The following is a 14,614-nucleotide window of genomic DNA, read 5'->3' as shown; positions in this document are numbered from 1 at the left end:
ATGACTGTTGCAAAAATTACCTTAATTCACACCTGTAAGGTAAGGAAAGTAGTGACAAAAAACAACAACAAGGTTTAGATGCCGTCGTCATTATCATTATCGTGTATCCTTAAGTACCGCAACTCTCCTATTACTAACATTGGAAAAAATAAGAAAAAGAAGTAAAAACTCTACAAAGAAAAGCGTGCAGGCAAAATCAGGTTATAGAAGAAAATCGGCCTAGTTGCCTCTACCCGTCTCCACCACTCACGCACCTCATTCTTGGAAAAATAGCGCACTTGACGCACATGCGCGCGCATCCCACCTGGATTGGTAATCCTACGGCCAAAACGATAGAGAGACAGCACACATGTTAATAGGAATGGACTTGTAATGATACTCAATAAAGGTGTGTGTATATACCCAAGTTGCGAGCAACAACAAAACAAGCTGCAATGAATCTGTACCATGCAGGCCTTTTTCCAGACGTGATTGCAATGCAGCTTGATATTAGCAAGGAAGAAGTTGATAGGGTCATAAAAGATGCCATAGCTGAAGAGGAAAAGAAAAGAAAATCCATCAAACAGGCCTCAGATACATCTTCATTGGGAATGTTTTACCTTGATGCAGTTGTCAACATAGAGAACATTATCAAGTCGGCTCAATTGGCAATGTGGAAGTCATTGAAAGGAGAAATGGAATTTAACATATCAAATGAAGATACTCAGAACGTCCTTGAAAAAATGGCAGAGTCTAAAGCCACTTTTGTGATACTGTACATCGACATAGTCGGCTCCACAAAGCTTTCAATGACTTTGACTCCAGACAAGTTAGCCGCAATAATCCGCGGATTTACGCATGAAATGTCACTTATAGTGTCAACATATGGCGGCTACGTATTGAAATATCTAGGCGACGCAATACTCGCATTTTTTGTTGTTTCGGACAAATCTAATCCGTATATACCATGTATCAATGCAGTACACTGTGCAAGATCCATGATCAGGGCGATGAAAGAGGGGTTAAATATTATCCTAAACCAAGAGGGCTATCCCGAACTTGACGTTCGTGTCGGCATGGATGTGGGGGAAAGTGTAGTAGTGCAATATGGGTGGGATGTCCAGTCTTTGGTCGTGGATGGCAGAAAAATAACTGTGAAAAAAGCGCACCATGACATTCTTGGCTATACTATTAGTATGGCATCCAAGATTACGGGCTTTGCACAACCAAACCAAATTGTAATTGGTCAATATGTGTACGAGGCGCTGGATGAGCAACAGACAGATGCTTTCAAACTGTTGCCAACCCCTCCCGAGACTTGGAGTTATGTGAGTAGTAAGACAGGCAATCTGTACAGCCTGTATGCTAGCTTATCATGTTAATGTATATGCACGGCTGAAGTCTGTGCCAGAATTCACCCCTGTACAGTTTTGTCCAAGTAATTCTTGCAGCAAACGTCGGTACAGAAATACAGTGAGCCATGCGTTGACGTTGTATATACAACTCCTTCAATAAAGTCTTGGAATTCCTTACCGCATGATTTGCAATTTCTTATCATTTTTCGTTATTGTACAGAATTGTCTTTGATAAAAGAGAATCTGTGTATTGTGCCGCAGGGTAAACATGGTTGACATGCATATATCGATGCTTGTCTGTTAAATAACAGAGAATGATTTGTAATGGCAAAAATTAGAGTATACAAGAGAAATTCCACCTTCATAGATCTACCCGATCTAGTTGAGGAAATCGGCAGTATTGGGCTTACAGAGACTTTGAAAAAATACTACAACCAGCCATTTGAGCACGAGGCCAAGAGCATAGTTGCAGGTCCAAGTTTCATGCAATACTTGAACCGGCTGTTCAAGACACAAATAGCTGCCGGCGACATATTGCAGTTTGAATCGGGCGATCACGACAAGTACTTCATGTTCTCGCCAACTGGAACGTGGGATGAGATAATCAAGCTGCAGTGAAAATTACAGGTGGGCAGGCGCGTTCGCTACTGATAATCATCTCTCACTTTTCCATGTATTGATGGAGCTTCTTTCTTCAACCAAGTGAAATAAAATAATTGCAAGGTTTAATAGCGGCATTTAACCACTCATATAGTGCTAAGCCCTTTTCAAACTAGGCCTATACAGTTAAGGAAGAACAAATCTCCCGGATATTGCGGGATATGTCAAGAACTAGCGACAACAGAAGTATTCTTTCAATTGGAAAGCTGCATGGTAGTTCAAAAGTACTGTGACAAGTGCCTGCCAAATGCAGAGTATGAGGTTCCGATCTGATGGAGACACCCTGCAGGAGCGCGACTTTTATCCATAAATTTACATGGCATCCTGTCCGCAAGTAATTCGGTTGTGTGACGTCGAGTTTCTTCTCTTGACGGTCGGCTACCATTATATCATCATTATCATCCATCCGCCTTTGGATGAATAAAAGCTCCCGTCTCCTCTCTTGAGCTTGACCGTATCGAATCTGTCAGCGTCAAAAAAGAAACATAACATCTGATACAAACCAAGAAAAAAATAAAAGAAAAAGAGATGTGGATGTACATATTCGCCTATCAGTCCACATTCTGAAATACGTTGACTTCTCTTCCTTTCTAAAATACTTCCTCAAGCATTTCAAAAGTTACCGCTGCCAAGAGAATAAAGAACAGCTTCTTCCCGGAATAGAAGAGTCTATTTTTATCCAGTATGTGCGATAGGAAGGTCTGCAGCGCAGGGTAGCCGGATGCTCCTAGTGAGTTTACTATCGGCATGGCCAATGCGGATAAAGATTGCATTTTCCATATTCACAATGTAATGATAGCTACACGCGCATATAACACTACTATTACATTGAATGGCCTTTGCTCATTTTGGAGTTAATGCAAGCTATTGCCATAGTTCGTATCTGCGCCATGTTATTTCAATCCTGATTAGATGATCTGTAGGTCAACATTTTGGAGAAATTGAAAGAAGAGAGGGCGCAAAAGCTGCCTGCTCTACATACCACCATAAACGCAAATACCTCTCTTGCGAGAATGTCATTATCATCATTATTATCATCAATCAAAACAATGTAGTGGCATAAAAGACTCGGACGATAGCCTAATTATCAAGTTTCTAATGAACATCGGTGCACGCATTGGGAGACAGTTAAAGTGTCGATTGTCCAAATAGGACAAGTGTTTACTTTATGTTACTTTGCCGAAGTACCTTTTGTAACAGTTAAGAGTGCCATCACACAATCATACTGTATGCCTAGAATAGAATACGATGAACTGAAATCCCTGATGCAATCATCCAATCATGAAATCAATTCTCTCGCAGAAATAGTAGACAATATCAAGGATAGACTAGAGGCCCTTGAAAGAAAGCAGAACGAGATACTAGACGAAATGCATAAAATAAAAAGCTCTGCAAACAGACCAAAGTAAAGAGTTTTCTACTAGAATGCAAGCATTGGGCACGGAAAATGCATCTGACAACAGATGCACGAGATGCGGTGCTACAATATGCTCATCCTGTCTAAAAGAGCCTGATCATTGCAAGTGTAAAAGAATAAACACGAATGCTGCAAAAGCTTACAAAATTTACTTTGTGTATCTTTTTTTCAAATGCTGCTTCATCTTCCACAACTGTTACAATTATGCCATCAGATCCAGAGTCCACTTTAGGTCGTTAATTTCTTTTTCAATAATCTGTCTTTCTAGTTCATCACCATATTTCAAGAGACGTTCACATGCTTCGAGCTCTGCAATTATGATGTCCTTTCTGGCAAGACAGAGAGTATGGTATGTATCGACAAAAGAATATGCTACTCTTCCAGAAGCCTTGCAACCACAGGTTTTTGCAACAAGAACATGACGCACCTCAGAATCCCCTATATTCATCGATATTGGAACGATCTCCTCGTATATACGATGCTCTGGATTAAAATTAGTAATACTACACTATTTGTGGTTTTGTACACCGCTTTCTCTATTTCATTGGGTACGGAAATTGTCCGTACCATCTTCCCGAGAATAGTGCAATGAACGGTAATCGCAGCCATTTCTGCATCTTGATAGCCATCCATTTTAGTTGAAGTTGTCTCTAAATTTTGAATCTAATGTGAGTGTTGCGTAGTTATCAGGGTTGTTTATATATCAGGATCACGTATGTTAACTGGTAACACGTAATACGTTCCTAGAAGTTAATTCTTCTTTCGATCCGTCATAGTAATGCAAACTTCAATCCTGTGCTGTATGTGTAATAGCGGTCATATGATCACAGACCTCGAATGTGGCGAGATCGTATGTAGCAATTGCGGGCTTGTATCGCAAGATATAATGACAGATGGCCGTGCAGAGTGGAGAACTTTTGGCTCGGACAATAATAACAGTAACAACAATCGCCAGAGGGTTGGCTCACCAAATTCTCTTGCATCCCATGATATGGGACTGTCCACCATCATCGGAACGGATAGCAGAGACTCTGCTGGGCACAAGTTAGATTCGTCTATGAATTCCACGATGCAAAGGTTAAGGACATGGGATTTCAGAAGTCGAGCCTATTCCCCTACGCACAGAAATCTGATGAAGGCCTTCAGTGAACTTGGCAGGCTAAAGGATAAGCTTGGTTTATCGAATGCAATGGTGGAAAAGACAGCTTACATTTACAGAAAGGCACAAGAGAAGAAGCTGATGAAGGGAAGGACCATCTCATCCATATTGTCTGCAGCCCTATACATTGCATGCAGGGAGATGGGCGCTCCAAGGTCACTCCGCGAGACGGCTGAAATCACCAATGTCAAGTCCAAAGCACTTTCACATCACTATAGGCTACTGGTTCGTGAACTTGACATCAAGGTTCCATTGATAGACCCTGCAAGGTATATCGCAAAGATAGCAAGTAAGACAAGAATCAACGAAAAGACGCAGAGAACTGCCATTGATACAATGAAAAATATCATCAAGAAAGAAATATCGGCCGGAAAGAACCCTGTAGGACTTGCAGCAACCGTCCTGTACATATCTTGTCTGAACAATAAGGAGAAGATAACCCAGAGAGAGATCGCAGATGCGGCAGGCGTAACAGAGGTAACTATCAGAAACAGATTCAAAGATCTGAAGGTCAACCTTCTCTGTTTGAATTAGATGGAGTAGAGATGACAAATGCCAATGTTGATGTTAAAGTGCAAGACCTGTGGAGAGGTGTTCCCAGGGATTTACGTGCCCGAGGGAAGCACTGACAATTTTAAATCAACTGCTACGAGTTCTGATACCTCACACATTTGTTCCAGAGGACACAAGAACGAATACATCAAAGAAGATTACATGGACTGGTCCTAATTAGTTGTCGACCTTATCCTCTCCCTCTTCCTCCCCAACCCGCAAGTCAATGAAGCCAGTAGTTCTTGTGGCCTACCCTGATGCTTTTGCGATAGAAGAAGCAAAAAGCCTTGTAGATTCAGCAGATCGCGCTATTGTTGGGACGTTTACTCAAAAATATCTAAACCATTCACGGTATGGCATTGGCTCGGGTAAAGCTGAGGAGATAAAGGCATTTGTAAAGGAATCCAAAGCAGAACAGGTGGTCATTGACGAACACCTCACACCTAGACAAATATACAATCTAGAAAAGCTTACAGGAGTTCAGGTGATTGACAGGGAACGTCTGATACTTGACATATTTTACTCTCGGGCTACTTCAACGGAGGCAAAGCTGCAGATAGAACTTGCAGAGATCGAGTACGAAATGCCCCGTGTCAGGGAAAACGCTAAACTGACTTCAAGCGGCGAGCGTGCCGGCAAAGGGGGCATGGGAGAGTACATAGTTGATGTAAGATTCCGCGATTTGAAGAGGCGTATTTCATTTATCAAAGAGAAATTGAAGAATGCCCAGCGAAAACGCGAACTATGCCATCAACAGAGAATAAAGACTGGAATGACGGTCGTTTCGCTAGTGGGATATACCAGCTCAGGCAAGACCACATTATTCAATCTGTTAACAGGCGAACATAAGCAGACCTCTAGCAGCCTGTTTACAACACTCTCTACAACCACTCGATCATTGAAGGTCAACAACGAGCAGGAGGTCTTGCTTACCGATACTGTTGGTTTCATCAGTAGACTCCCAACGTACATGATAGATGCATTCAAATCAACATTGGAGGAATCGCTCGCGGCAGATTTGATTTTGCTCCTGATAGATGCTTCAGAAGGTCTTCAGGAAATTAGAATAAAGTACACTGCTTGCAGGCATGTACTGGAAGAGCTAAAGGCAGATAGATCGAAGGTCCTTGTAGTGTTTACAAAGTATGACAAATTGACGAATTCAGAAGAGGTGGTGAAACAGATTGCGGCAGATTTAGGAATACCAAATCCAATTTCTATATCTGCGAAAAGTGGCCATGGAATTAGTAAACTTGGGACAATGATTGGCCAGCATCCACGTGTGTTGCCGGTGCAAGCAAGTGACTGATAATAATGTACGACATATCGTCGCTCTGCTTTGAAAGGGTGCATGCTAATCGACTGCTTAATGCATAGAGATGGCTTTTGCACATTTTGTTTATGTATTTTCGGTTACTCAAAGTTAGGAGCCTTCTTTCGGAGTCCAGATTCGTCTAGTGATTGCCAGTACGAGGCAATTTGCACATGCAAATCTAACTCGCCGTACACACCTCATTCTGGGAATTTCTAGAATCCGTGACTCGATGGTAAGAGAACCTCTGTAAATACGGAAGAATAATTCTGGCTGCTTTCGTTATGACCATTCCCTAGCCGCTGCATATGCACATAGTCACACACTTAAGCGCGGCATGTGTATGTATACTTGGTCTTTAACATAGGAAAGCGAAGAGTCCTCAATGAAGCTCAATTGAAAGAGATGATGATGCCCGGCCAGGGTCAGCTTTTTGGGCGAGTAATAAAGCTGGTTGGCGGTGACAACATCATAGTAAAGTGTACCGACGGCAAGGTGCGCACGTGCCGCATCAGGGGCAAGATAAAGCGCAGGATGTGGATCCGCGACAACGACCTCGTTCTCGTCGCGCCGTGGGATTTCCAGTCAGATAGGGCCGACATCATCTGGCGCTACATCTCGGCGCACGCTGAAAAGATCAAGCAAGACGGACACTTGGCAGGTCTTGATGCCTAGTTGTTATGTCATCGTATTATCTTTGGTTGGAACCACAATGGAAGGCGTTCCAGTAGTACATACTGTTGAAGAAAGAGCCCTCTTCATACAAAGGACAAAGACGCTCTTGAGAACAACATAGAAGCGGCAAACAATGCTGCATCCATCTTAAGTCCGTCTTTAGACCACGCGGCATGGCTAGATGCTTGTAGACGCAACTGGAAATGTAACAATAACAAACGACGGCACTACTATTCTGAAAGAATATTATGCGTGTATGGTATACTGCTGCATGACAGTAGAAACGAAAGAGTCGACGTTGCGGTGGATGCTATTTCAAATAGCGCTGTCGCCGTAAGACTTCTTTCGCGATCTCTTCATATTTTATCTGCTCGCCTCTTCGACCGGGAGTAATTAGTCCTTGATGTTTGACTTTTTCCATTTCCTCCATCAGTTCATCAGACCCAAAGTGGGGATTGACACAACTTGAAACTTTTTTCTTGCGCAGTTCCAACGCGTATCTTTCGCGAAACTCTTTTTCTTCCAGCGTGTCTTCAATCATAGTTTTATCACTTGTCATATTGCCAATCATGGAGTTCTTCGGCAACAATCATGGTTGAACACGATCTGACGTGGGCAATCGTGTGGAACCTTTTTAGGATATTCGTTATCCCGCCGTTTGAATCGGCATGCAGTTTGGCTACTATATCATAAACACCTGACACACCAATAGCTTCGGAAACACCCGAGATTCGATTCATCTCTCCCATTACGGCCTTTTCAGTCCCAATATCACAGTTCAAAAAGACAAAAGCAAGCGTCATGATTGGTTTATGCTTCGCCCTTATAAAAGGCCATGTTTTTCAAGCATGGTCATACTACTATGAGCCTAGATGCAAATCTTGTAAAATGTCGGTACTTGAAGAAGCGCTGCCATCATCATCTGTTCTGAGGATGCTCAATGTGTTTTTCATGTTCACTGGCCCTGTCCTCTGAGTAATGCCGACCAAGACCGGACCGGGTATGGAGTCTGTAGGACAATCGATCACCATTAGTATCATGTAAGCCATTAGAGAATGAGAGAAATGATAAAGAATAGAAGCAGACAGCAGATTATCTCTTCCATACTTGAAGAAGCAGAGGGGAAAGGAGGGGCCAAAAAGACCGCGATAATGTACGGCGCCTATCTTTCGGTCTCTCAGCTTAATGGATACCTAGACCTTCTAAAAGAGAATGGTATGTTGGAATATACGACAGAAACAAGGTGCTATCATACTACCGAAAAGGGCGCAAACTTTCGCAAAGTGTACGATGAGGTGGCGCAGGTTCTTAGACCAAAAGAGGGTAGGTTCAGATAGGATTGACTATCATGATATCTTCTCCCATGATATCTTCTCCCATGGTATCAGTCGGCTCTCTGCAAGTCGCTATAATCCTCCATTTAATCTCAAAATGCAATAGAGGAAAGAATCGCCGGTGCTATACTAGTGAATGAGCTGCCGCAATTAACTACTCACGAGGATCATATATCCCCAGAAGAACAGACTGTGAGACCTGCCACAGAATTGAAAGCGAATAAGAAATGATTGAACAATACCTCCAATATGCGCAGGAAATAATTACCAAGCTTGCAGCTAATTCCATCTTTGCAGAGTTTGGCCTTGCAGGGCTTTTTGTCAATAGCGTGCTTGCATCCACTGCTTTACCTCTACCGACAGAGATCGCAGTATCGGCTCTTCTGGCGGCAGGCCAAGACAAACTCCTAGTTTTCTTAACTCTGGCTGCGGGTACTGTTGCTGGAGGATTTCTCAGCTACTTCATCGGCAAGTCCGGAGCTAAGGTATTTCGCTTCTTAAAACCCAAACACCAAGAGAAGGAGCAGAAAAAGAGTCATGAAATGTTAGCAAAGTATGGATGGCTTGCTTTGGTTGCGGCTCCATGGGTTCCCGTCTTTGGCGATATCATCATCATGATTGCAGGAGCAAAGAGCTATGATTTTCGCAAGTTTACAATAGCAATGACGGCTGGCAAAATCGTTAAAGCTCTCGCCACAGTGTACTTCATCGGTTTGGTCGCAACAAGATTGTTTGGAGGGATGTGAATTAGAGAGATAGATGATCCGGAGTCGGAAAGCCCAATCACTCCGCAAGTTTAACTACTGCGGCAACTGACTATTGTTGAATAGTATTGATTGTAGCCATCAGAATGGGGGCAAGTTGAGTATGCAATGCAAACAAACGATGATGAAGAGAGAATAAAAAATGAACTTTACAACAACCTCAAAGCGCTCGGACTAGACGTTTACTCTATAAAGAATTTGAATTTATCGTTATACGAACTTGGGGACTTTTACCTTAGAGTCATGTCCTTAATGGACAAACATGGGGATTGGTACGGCAAAGCTAATTGATGTGCAATCCAGGATGATGCACAGGTAAGAACTTGCATTCATCAGGTTCAGAAAAATCTCAAAAGGAGGGAAAAATACTTCTTTACTACAAAGGGACCTCGTACTCTGCATTTGGCAGGCACTTGTCACAATATTTCCGAACTACTATGCAGCCTCCCAACTCGAATAGGGCTTCTGTCGTCGCTGTTGCTGAACATATGCCACAGTCTCCCGGTGAGTTGTTCTTCTTAATTTGTATCGGTGTTGTTCTAAAAGGTCTTGACATCATTATCTGTTATTTAACGAGTATATAGCCACGACTTAATTTAGTTCAGTGGAGTGTTAACTGGACTTCTTAGTTGTCATCTCCGAGCATGACGGAAACTGTGCTGAAATCTTTAACGCTTGACCGCTGTTTTTAATAATAGAAGAGGGGAGGAGTTTTTAGTGTTGTAGCAAGAGGTGTGAAAAAGATATACCTGCGCCCTGCCTGATGCTTTGATGTCAAGTCTAACAGGGGGCGGGACGCAGGTATGTGGTATATTCTCCCTCCGTATCTTATAGTACGAAAGTATATCTAATAAGATTAGTGGGCTGCGTTTACAGGTCATTCATCTAGTCGATTAGGTGCATGTAATGCAAGAATTCATGCAGTTTTGGCATTTCCTCGTATATACATGGCAGGCGGTATGGCGGTATGTCGTACAGCTGCATCAAGTGCCATTGTGGTACAAAGGATTTCGTCCGGCCTCCTGATGGACAGTCAATTGATCTATTGATGCAACGAAAACTCTGCATCAAATGCAGAAGGAGAGGCGAATGGCGGCAACTGAACATGGATGAAGCCCTTTAGTTAGTCAAGCTCAGACGGCCGGCTGGTCGGTTTTTGATCTCATATTTTGGCAAGCCTGTCAAAGGAGAATTTTTCTTTGTTTCTCTTGCACCCTATAAGAGAGAAAATGCTGCCTGTAGGCCATTACGTGCGATTAGCCTGCATGCAATAGGGTAACTTTGTTACTCGCAAATGATACGCAATCATTAATACAAAATTTTGGTTACTGCAAATGCATACGGCTATGGAAGGAATAGGAAATAGCAACAGCAGAAAAACACAGATGATAGTGATGGCCGGCGTCATGGCTGCAGTTCTAGCTACCGCGGCAGTCTTTATGACGCAGCCTGCACTGGCACAGCAGGGAACCAATAGTACGCAATCCGGCAGCAACAACAGTGACGGTCAGCAGCAGGCTGTGCCCCAGCTTAACGGCTCAGTGAACGTACGAGACGCTGCAAAAGCATTCTTGCGCGACAATGCAAAGGTGCCGTTTAGCAGTGCTCTTGACACGGCACAGGAAGCAGTCTCTAACGGCACGGTGATTGGCGGACAACTCACAGTGGTCCAGGGCTACCTTGTATATGCATTCAAGGTCGCCGACTTTGACGCTGGCACAAGCAAAATAGTCATAGTGGATGCAGGAAACGGATCTGTCCTGTACACCTCTGCTGACATGCCGCTGCACTTTGGCGGATTTGGAGGAGGCTATGGGTGCGCTCGCGGTCACTCCTTTGGACATCACTATGGCATGAACTGGGGCGACAGGGTTCCTTCGTCATCGTCGTCGTCGAATAGCGGTAGCGGATCCTCTTTAACAGAGAGCATGAACGCCTGAGAGGCGCTGCCACGACCCTTCTCATTTTTTTCTTCCTCCATGTTTTTTCTCATACTAGTTTTGCATTAACGTAAAATTTTCTTTACGGTGCATATATTTTCAGTCTCCTGTTTCTAGCTTCGACATCAATTTCGGCCTGATGCACTAAACTTTAACGACAGACCTCAACACCTGCCGTAGAGACTTGTCTGCACGTTCCCAACGATGATCCTTCAACAATCATCAGTTGTATGTATAGCAGGTTACTTTTGCAAGTATCCGCAAATAGCAATTTTTTATGAATGCTCAATATAGAGTACGCTGATTTCGCTGCGTCCTGACTTTTGACATCAAAAATCATGCGGATGTTTCAGCATCGAATCTATTCCGACATCAATCCGTATTGAAGACCAGTCGAAAGGGAGCAAGAAGGTGAACTTTTCTTGTATATACAAAATCCCAAGGACATTGTTATGTGGATATTATTCATTGGATGCCTGCCGGCCAAGGCAGGACTCGACCGCGGCATGGAAACATCTCTGCAGTATGGGCAGTAGCGGCTGCATTCATGCTTGTGTTTGGCATGATTTCTGCGCCAATTTCTGTCCGAGCAGCTACTATCCCGGGTGCATGCAATTGCGTCATCTTTAGGCTTGATGACATTCAGGATTTCTGGCTCAATACCGTCCAAATTGCGCTCATGAACCACTTTATCGCCAAAGGCGAAAGACTTGGCGTTGGAGTAATAATGAACTTTATTGGAAACGACCCTTCGGTAGTGGACAAGGTTGGAGAAGGCCTCAACTCTGGCACATTTGAACTTGTAAGCCACGCATGGAACCACGTCGACCATAGAACGCTAACCCCTCAAGAGCAACACGATACGCTGCAGCAGGCCAACCAAAAGATGACCTCGCTTTGGGGAAGCAGTGCGGTGGCGTTCATCCCGCCGTTCAATGCCTATGATGACAATACTCTTGCAGCACTTGAAGCGCTCGACATGAAGATCATAAGCGCGGAATTCGATCAGGAACTTCCAAGCATATACAACCCCGACGAGCCAGCCAGCCCGGACAACAAGGTCTACAAGGCGATACCTGACTCTGACATTTCAGACTCGCATGGCATCTACCACCTCCCGCAGGTGATAGGATTCTACACGTATGACTCTGAACCGCCGACCAAGACTTCCATGAACACGATGACAAGCAGAATCGACGAGGCAATATCCTCCTACGGGTATGCAGTGGTGACCTTGCATCCCCAGGACTTTGCCGTCAAGGATTCAAGCCAGAACCCCACAAACCAGATTTCAAGCAGCGAGCTGGCAGATCTGGATACGCTCATTGAGAATATTCAATCGAGAGGGTATTCGATAAAGACCTACTCGGAAGCAATAGGTTCTTCTTCTGCGCCCGAGGAACCCTCGTCTGAGGATACGGCAGCTCCTCAGATAACCGCGCCGCCCGATATCACAACAGAGGCGACCGGCGTAAGAACGCCAGTTTCACTGGGATCGCCGACGGTGCGCGATAACCGCGACTCCTCCCCACATGTATCCAACAACGCGCCGGGCGGTGCGTCCGAGTCAGAAGAAGAGGGGGGCTTCCCTGTTGGAACCACCACCGTCACGTGGACTGCAACTGATGATTCCGGCAACTCTGCCAGTGCAACGCAGAACGTTACCATAACCGATACGACGGCCCCTTCAATTCCAACGCCGCTATCGCCGGAGGACGATTCCAACGTCGAAAGCAGCGAAACGACGTTTGAGTGGACAGAAGCAACCGACTTGGCTTCTCAGACGGTGACTTATGATTTGCTAGTCGCAGACAATCCCGACTTTGATGCTCCTGTCGCTATATCGCAAACAGGACTCGTGGAATCTACATACACGGCTAACGGATCGGAACCACTGCCAGGCGGGACATACTACTGGAAAGTGAGAGCATCTGATTCATCTGGAAACGAGAGCCCGTACAGCGATGTGTATACGTTCACAGTTGGCGGCAGCAACAGCAGCAGTAGTAGTAATGGTATCGCGGTGACAGCCTCGCCTCCAGGCGGCACGTACGGGCCTCCACTGCTAGTCACTCTGACAGCCTCGCCGCCCAGCTCGACTGGTACTGCCGTCGTCATCTACTACACCACCGACGGCTCTACACCTACGACGTCTAGCGCTGCCTATTCAGAGCCGGTACTCGTCTCTTCGGATACGGTTTTGAAGTTCTTTGCCCAGGATACCAGCAGCGGTACCGCCAGCGCTGTGATCACTCATACCTACAGCATAGACGCAACTGCTCCAACTGTGTCAGCTTCGCCTGCCGGCGGCACGTACACGTCGGTCCAATCTGTCACGCTCGCGCCTAGTGAATCTACCGCTACTATCTACTACACCACTGATGGCTCTGACCCCACGACAACGTCGGGTACTGTTTACTCTGCACCAATACCTATAGCCACCACGACCATGCTGAAGTTCATTGCAAAAGATAACGCTGGTAACATCAGCCCTGTCGTCATAGAAGAATATGTCATCAATCACAGCACAGGTAGTAGTGGTAGCAGTGGCAGCGGAGGTGGCGGCTTTGTTGGTGGCGGCGGTGGAGGAGGGGGTGGTGGAGGAAGCTCCTCTGGCGGTAGTTTCACTACTGATGGTCAAGTCTTTACCTATGCAGATTCGCATTTTGTACAGCACCCCTTGGACCGTATCAAGTTTGTAAGCTATGGCACTATGAACATGCAGAACATCGTCTTGACTTCTGTCAAGCCGGGACAGCAAGTAAACATCTCGGCCACATTCAAGAACTACCAGAACAGCGCGCAGGACTATGTGTACATAACACAGGTTGAGAAGGATGGGGTCACGTACAGCGTTAACTGGGCGACAGGAGCAGTAAATGCCGGACAGACGGAAACAGCATCGCGGTCTTGGATGCCTGAAGAGCCTGGCGACTATACAATCAAGGTCTTTGTATGGGACAAGCTGAGCGGGTCTCCAATTGCATTGTCGGACGTGGGCGAATCCAGAATTTCTGTCCCACAACAATTTGCATTGCCGCAGATATGAGATATTCAAGCTGAAAGCCAGGATGGGCGATGAAAGCGAGCAAGAATTTTCGGGAGGCGATACGGGAATAGTGCCTCCCAGAGATGATGCATGGGTGGTTGGAAACGAACCTTTCGTAGCGATAGACTTTACAGGCGCAAAGACATGCGCACAAGGTAAATCTTAGTTTCCGACAACTATTGCGGCCACAACTGTAGAATCCCATCATTTGAAAACTAAAAGACTCCGCCGGACACACCATGCCAAGTGAAGATACCCGGCGGAGCCTGCCACGGTTCGAGTATCTTGATATTATCTGCCATGAATAAAACTATCAGGTATACAGAGCAAACAGATGCTATTCTGTGATATTGAAATCTTGGCCGGTCCTCCCCATGAACGGGTAGTGGTGGCCTACTGTATGCCGATAAAGACGCAG

General features: G+C 45.0%; 14 protein-coding genes. 10 read left to right on the top strand and 4 right to left on the bottom strand.

Annotated features, from left to right (window positions below; all coding sequences use genetic code 11):
• The first annotated feature begins 407 nt into the window (after window positions 1–407).
• Entirely contained in the window at window positions 408–1,361 is a 954-nt protein-coding gene (locus NVIE_RS09465; protein ID WP_227717323.1) for an adenylate/guanylate cyclase domain-containing protein, read from the top strand.
• A gap of 297 nt (window positions 1,362–1,658) precedes the next feature.
• Window positions 1,659–1,952, top strand: coding sequence for a hypothetical protein (locus NVIE_RS09460; RefSeq protein ID WP_144239626.1), 294 nt, complete (start codon window positions 1,659–1,661; stop codon window positions 1,950–1,952).
• 632 nt (window positions 1,953–2,584) lie between these two features.
• Here NVIE_RS09460 and NVIE_RS15470 read toward each other — a convergent pair.
• Complete coding sequence (locus NVIE_RS15470) at window positions 2,585–2,743, bottom strand: hypothetical protein (protein WP_158435176.1); 159 nt, start codon at window positions 2,741–2,743, stop codon at window positions 2,585–2,587.
• 480 nt (window positions 2,744–3,223) lie between these two features.
• Here NVIE_RS15470 and NVIE_RS09455 point away from each other — a divergent pair, with 480 nt between their 5' ends.
• Entirely contained in the window at window positions 3,224–3,403 is a 180-nt protein-coding gene (locus NVIE_RS09455) for a hypothetical protein (protein WP_075055035.1), read from the top strand.
• A gap of 210 nt (window positions 3,404–3,613) precedes the next feature.
• On the opposite strand, the gene NVIE_RS09450 is transcribed toward NVIE_RS09455, so the two are convergent.
• On the bottom strand, window positions 3,614–3,859 hold the full coding sequence (locus NVIE_RS09450) for a hypothetical protein (protein WP_075055034.1): 246 nt from the start codon (window positions 3,857–3,859) through the stop codon (window positions 3,614–3,616).
• A 372-nt stretch (window positions 3,860–4,231) separates the two neighbouring features.
• On the opposite strand from NVIE_RS09450, the gene NVIE_RS09445 reads away from it, so the two are divergent.
• The 3 genes from NVIE_RS09445 (at window position 4,232) to NVIE_RS09435 (ending at window position 7,109) form a co-directional block, all read left to right on the top strand.
• Window positions 4,232–5,104 (top strand): transcription initiation factor IIB, encoded by an 873-nt coding sequence (locus NVIE_RS09445; protein WP_174405438.1) that lies wholly within the window; start codon window positions 4,232–4,234, stop codon window positions 5,102–5,104.
• 244 nt (window positions 5,105–5,348) lie between these two features.
• Entirely contained in the window at window positions 5,349–6,431 is a 1,083-nt protein-coding gene (gene hflX / locus NVIE_RS09440; protein ID WP_075055032.1) for a GTPase HflX, read from the top strand.
• A gap of 342 nt (window positions 6,432–6,773) precedes the next feature.
• Window positions 6,774–7,109: a translation initiation factor eIF-1A gene (locus tag NVIE_RS09435; protein WP_227717322.1), complete on the top strand. Its 336-nt coding sequence runs from the start codon at window positions 6,774–6,776 to the stop codon at window positions 7,107–7,109.
• A 310-nt stretch (window positions 7,110–7,419) separates the two neighbouring features.
• Here the strand turns inward: NVIE_RS09435 and NVIE_RS09430 are convergent, their stop codons facing one another.
• Both NVIE_RS09430 and NVIE_RS09425 read right to left on the bottom strand, forming a co-directional pair.
• Window positions 7,420–7,680, bottom strand: coding sequence for a hypothetical protein (locus NVIE_RS09430; protein ID WP_227717321.1), 261 nt, complete (start codon window positions 7,678–7,680; stop codon window positions 7,420–7,422).
• Window positions 7,658–7,912 (bottom strand): Lrp/AsnC family transcriptional regulator, encoded by a 255-nt coding sequence (locus tag NVIE_RS09425; protein ID WP_075055030.1) that lies wholly within the window; start codon window positions 7,910–7,912, stop codon window positions 7,658–7,660. The genes NVIE_RS09430 and NVIE_RS09425 overlap by 23 nt, the downstream gene beginning before the upstream one ends.
• Before the next feature lie 252 nt (window positions 7,913–8,164).
• Here NVIE_RS09425 and NVIE_RS09420 point away from each other — a divergent pair, with 252 nt between their 5' ends.
• The 4 genes from NVIE_RS09420 to NVIE_RS09400 all read left to right on the top strand — a co-directional run bounded on the left by NVIE_RS09420 (window position 8,165) and on the right by NVIE_RS09400 (window position 14,196).
• On the top strand, window positions 8,165–8,446 hold the full coding sequence (locus NVIE_RS09420; protein ID WP_313771237.1) for a winged helix-turn-helix domain-containing protein: 282 nt from the start codon (window positions 8,165–8,167) through the stop codon (window positions 8,444–8,446).
• A gap of 224 nt (window positions 8,447–8,670) precedes the next feature.
• The gene (locus NVIE_RS09415; RefSeq protein WP_075055029.1) at window positions 8,671–9,189 is read left to right on the top strand and encodes a YqaA family protein; all 519 of its coding nucleotides are present in this window, start codon (window positions 8,671–8,673) and stop codon (window positions 9,187–9,189) included.
• A 1,364-nt stretch (window positions 9,190–10,553) separates the two neighbouring features.
• Window positions 10,554–11,147 (top strand): PepSY domain-containing protein, encoded by a 594-nt coding sequence (locus NVIE_RS09405; protein WP_075055027.1) that lies wholly within the window; start codon window positions 10,554–10,556, stop codon window positions 11,145–11,147.
• Window positions 11,148–11,619: 472 nt separating this feature from the next.
• Complete coding sequence (locus tag NVIE_RS09400; protein ID WP_144239625.1) at window positions 11,620–14,196, top strand: chitobiase/beta-hexosaminidase C-terminal domain-containing protein; 2,577 nt, start codon at window positions 11,620–11,622, stop codon at window positions 14,194–14,196.
• Window positions 14,197–14,614: the final 418 nt, after the last annotated feature.

It is taken from the genome of Nitrososphaera viennensis EN76 (assembly GCF_000698785.1).
Lineage (GTDB): Archaea > Thermoproteota > Nitrososphaeria > Nitrososphaerales > Nitrososphaeraceae > Nitrososphaera > Nitrososphaera viennensis.
This window is presented reverse-complemented; position numbering and strand designations above follow the sequence as displayed.

Excerpts from the sequence above, each read along its gene's own strand:
- NVIE_RS09460 (WP_144239626.1), top strand. The coding sequence starts at position 1,659 with ATGGCAAAAATTAGAGTATACAAGAGAAATTCCACCTTCATAGATCTA.
- NVIE_RS15470 (WP_158435176.1), bottom strand. The coding sequence starts at position 2,743 with ATGCCGATAGTAAACTCACTAGGAGCATCCGGCTACCCTGCGCTGCAG.
- NVIE_RS09455 (WP_075055035.1), top strand. The coding sequence starts at position 3,224 with ATGCCTAGAATAGAATACGATGAACTGAAATCCCTGATGCAATCATCC.
- NVIE_RS09450 (WP_075055034.1), bottom strand. The coding sequence starts at position 3,859 with ATGAATATAGGGGATTCTGAGGTGCGTCATGTTCTTGTTGCAAAAACC.
- NVIE_RS09445 (WP_174405438.1), top strand. The coding sequence starts at position 4,232 with ATGATCACAGACCTCGAATGTGGCGAGATCGTATGTAGCAATTGCGGG.
- hflX (WP_075055032.1), top strand. The coding sequence starts at position 5,349 with ATGAAGCCAGTAGTTCTTGTGGCCTACCCTGATGCTTTTGCGATAGAA.
- NVIE_RS09430 (WP_227717321.1), bottom strand. The coding sequence starts at position 7,680 with ATGATTGGCAATATGACAAGTGATAAAACTATGATTGAAGACACGCTG.
- NVIE_RS09425 (WP_075055030.1), bottom strand. The coding sequence starts at position 7,912 with ATGACGCTTGCTTTTGTCTTTTTGAACTGTGATATTGGGACTGAAAAG.
- NVIE_RS09420 (WP_313771237.1), top strand. The coding sequence starts at position 8,165 with ATGAGAGAAATGATAAAGAATAGAAGCAGACAGCAGATTATCTCTTCC.
- NVIE_RS09415 (WP_075055029.1), top strand. The coding sequence starts at position 8,671 with ATGATTGAACAATACCTCCAATATGCGCAGGAAATAATTACCAAGCTT.
- NVIE_RS09405 (WP_075055027.1), top strand. The coding sequence starts at position 10,554 with ATGGAAGGAATAGGAAATAGCAACAGCAGAAAAACACAGATGATAGTG.
- NVIE_RS09400 (WP_144239625.1), top strand. The coding sequence starts at position 11,620 with ATGCCTGCCGGCCAAGGCAGGACTCGACCGCGGCATGGAAACATCTCT.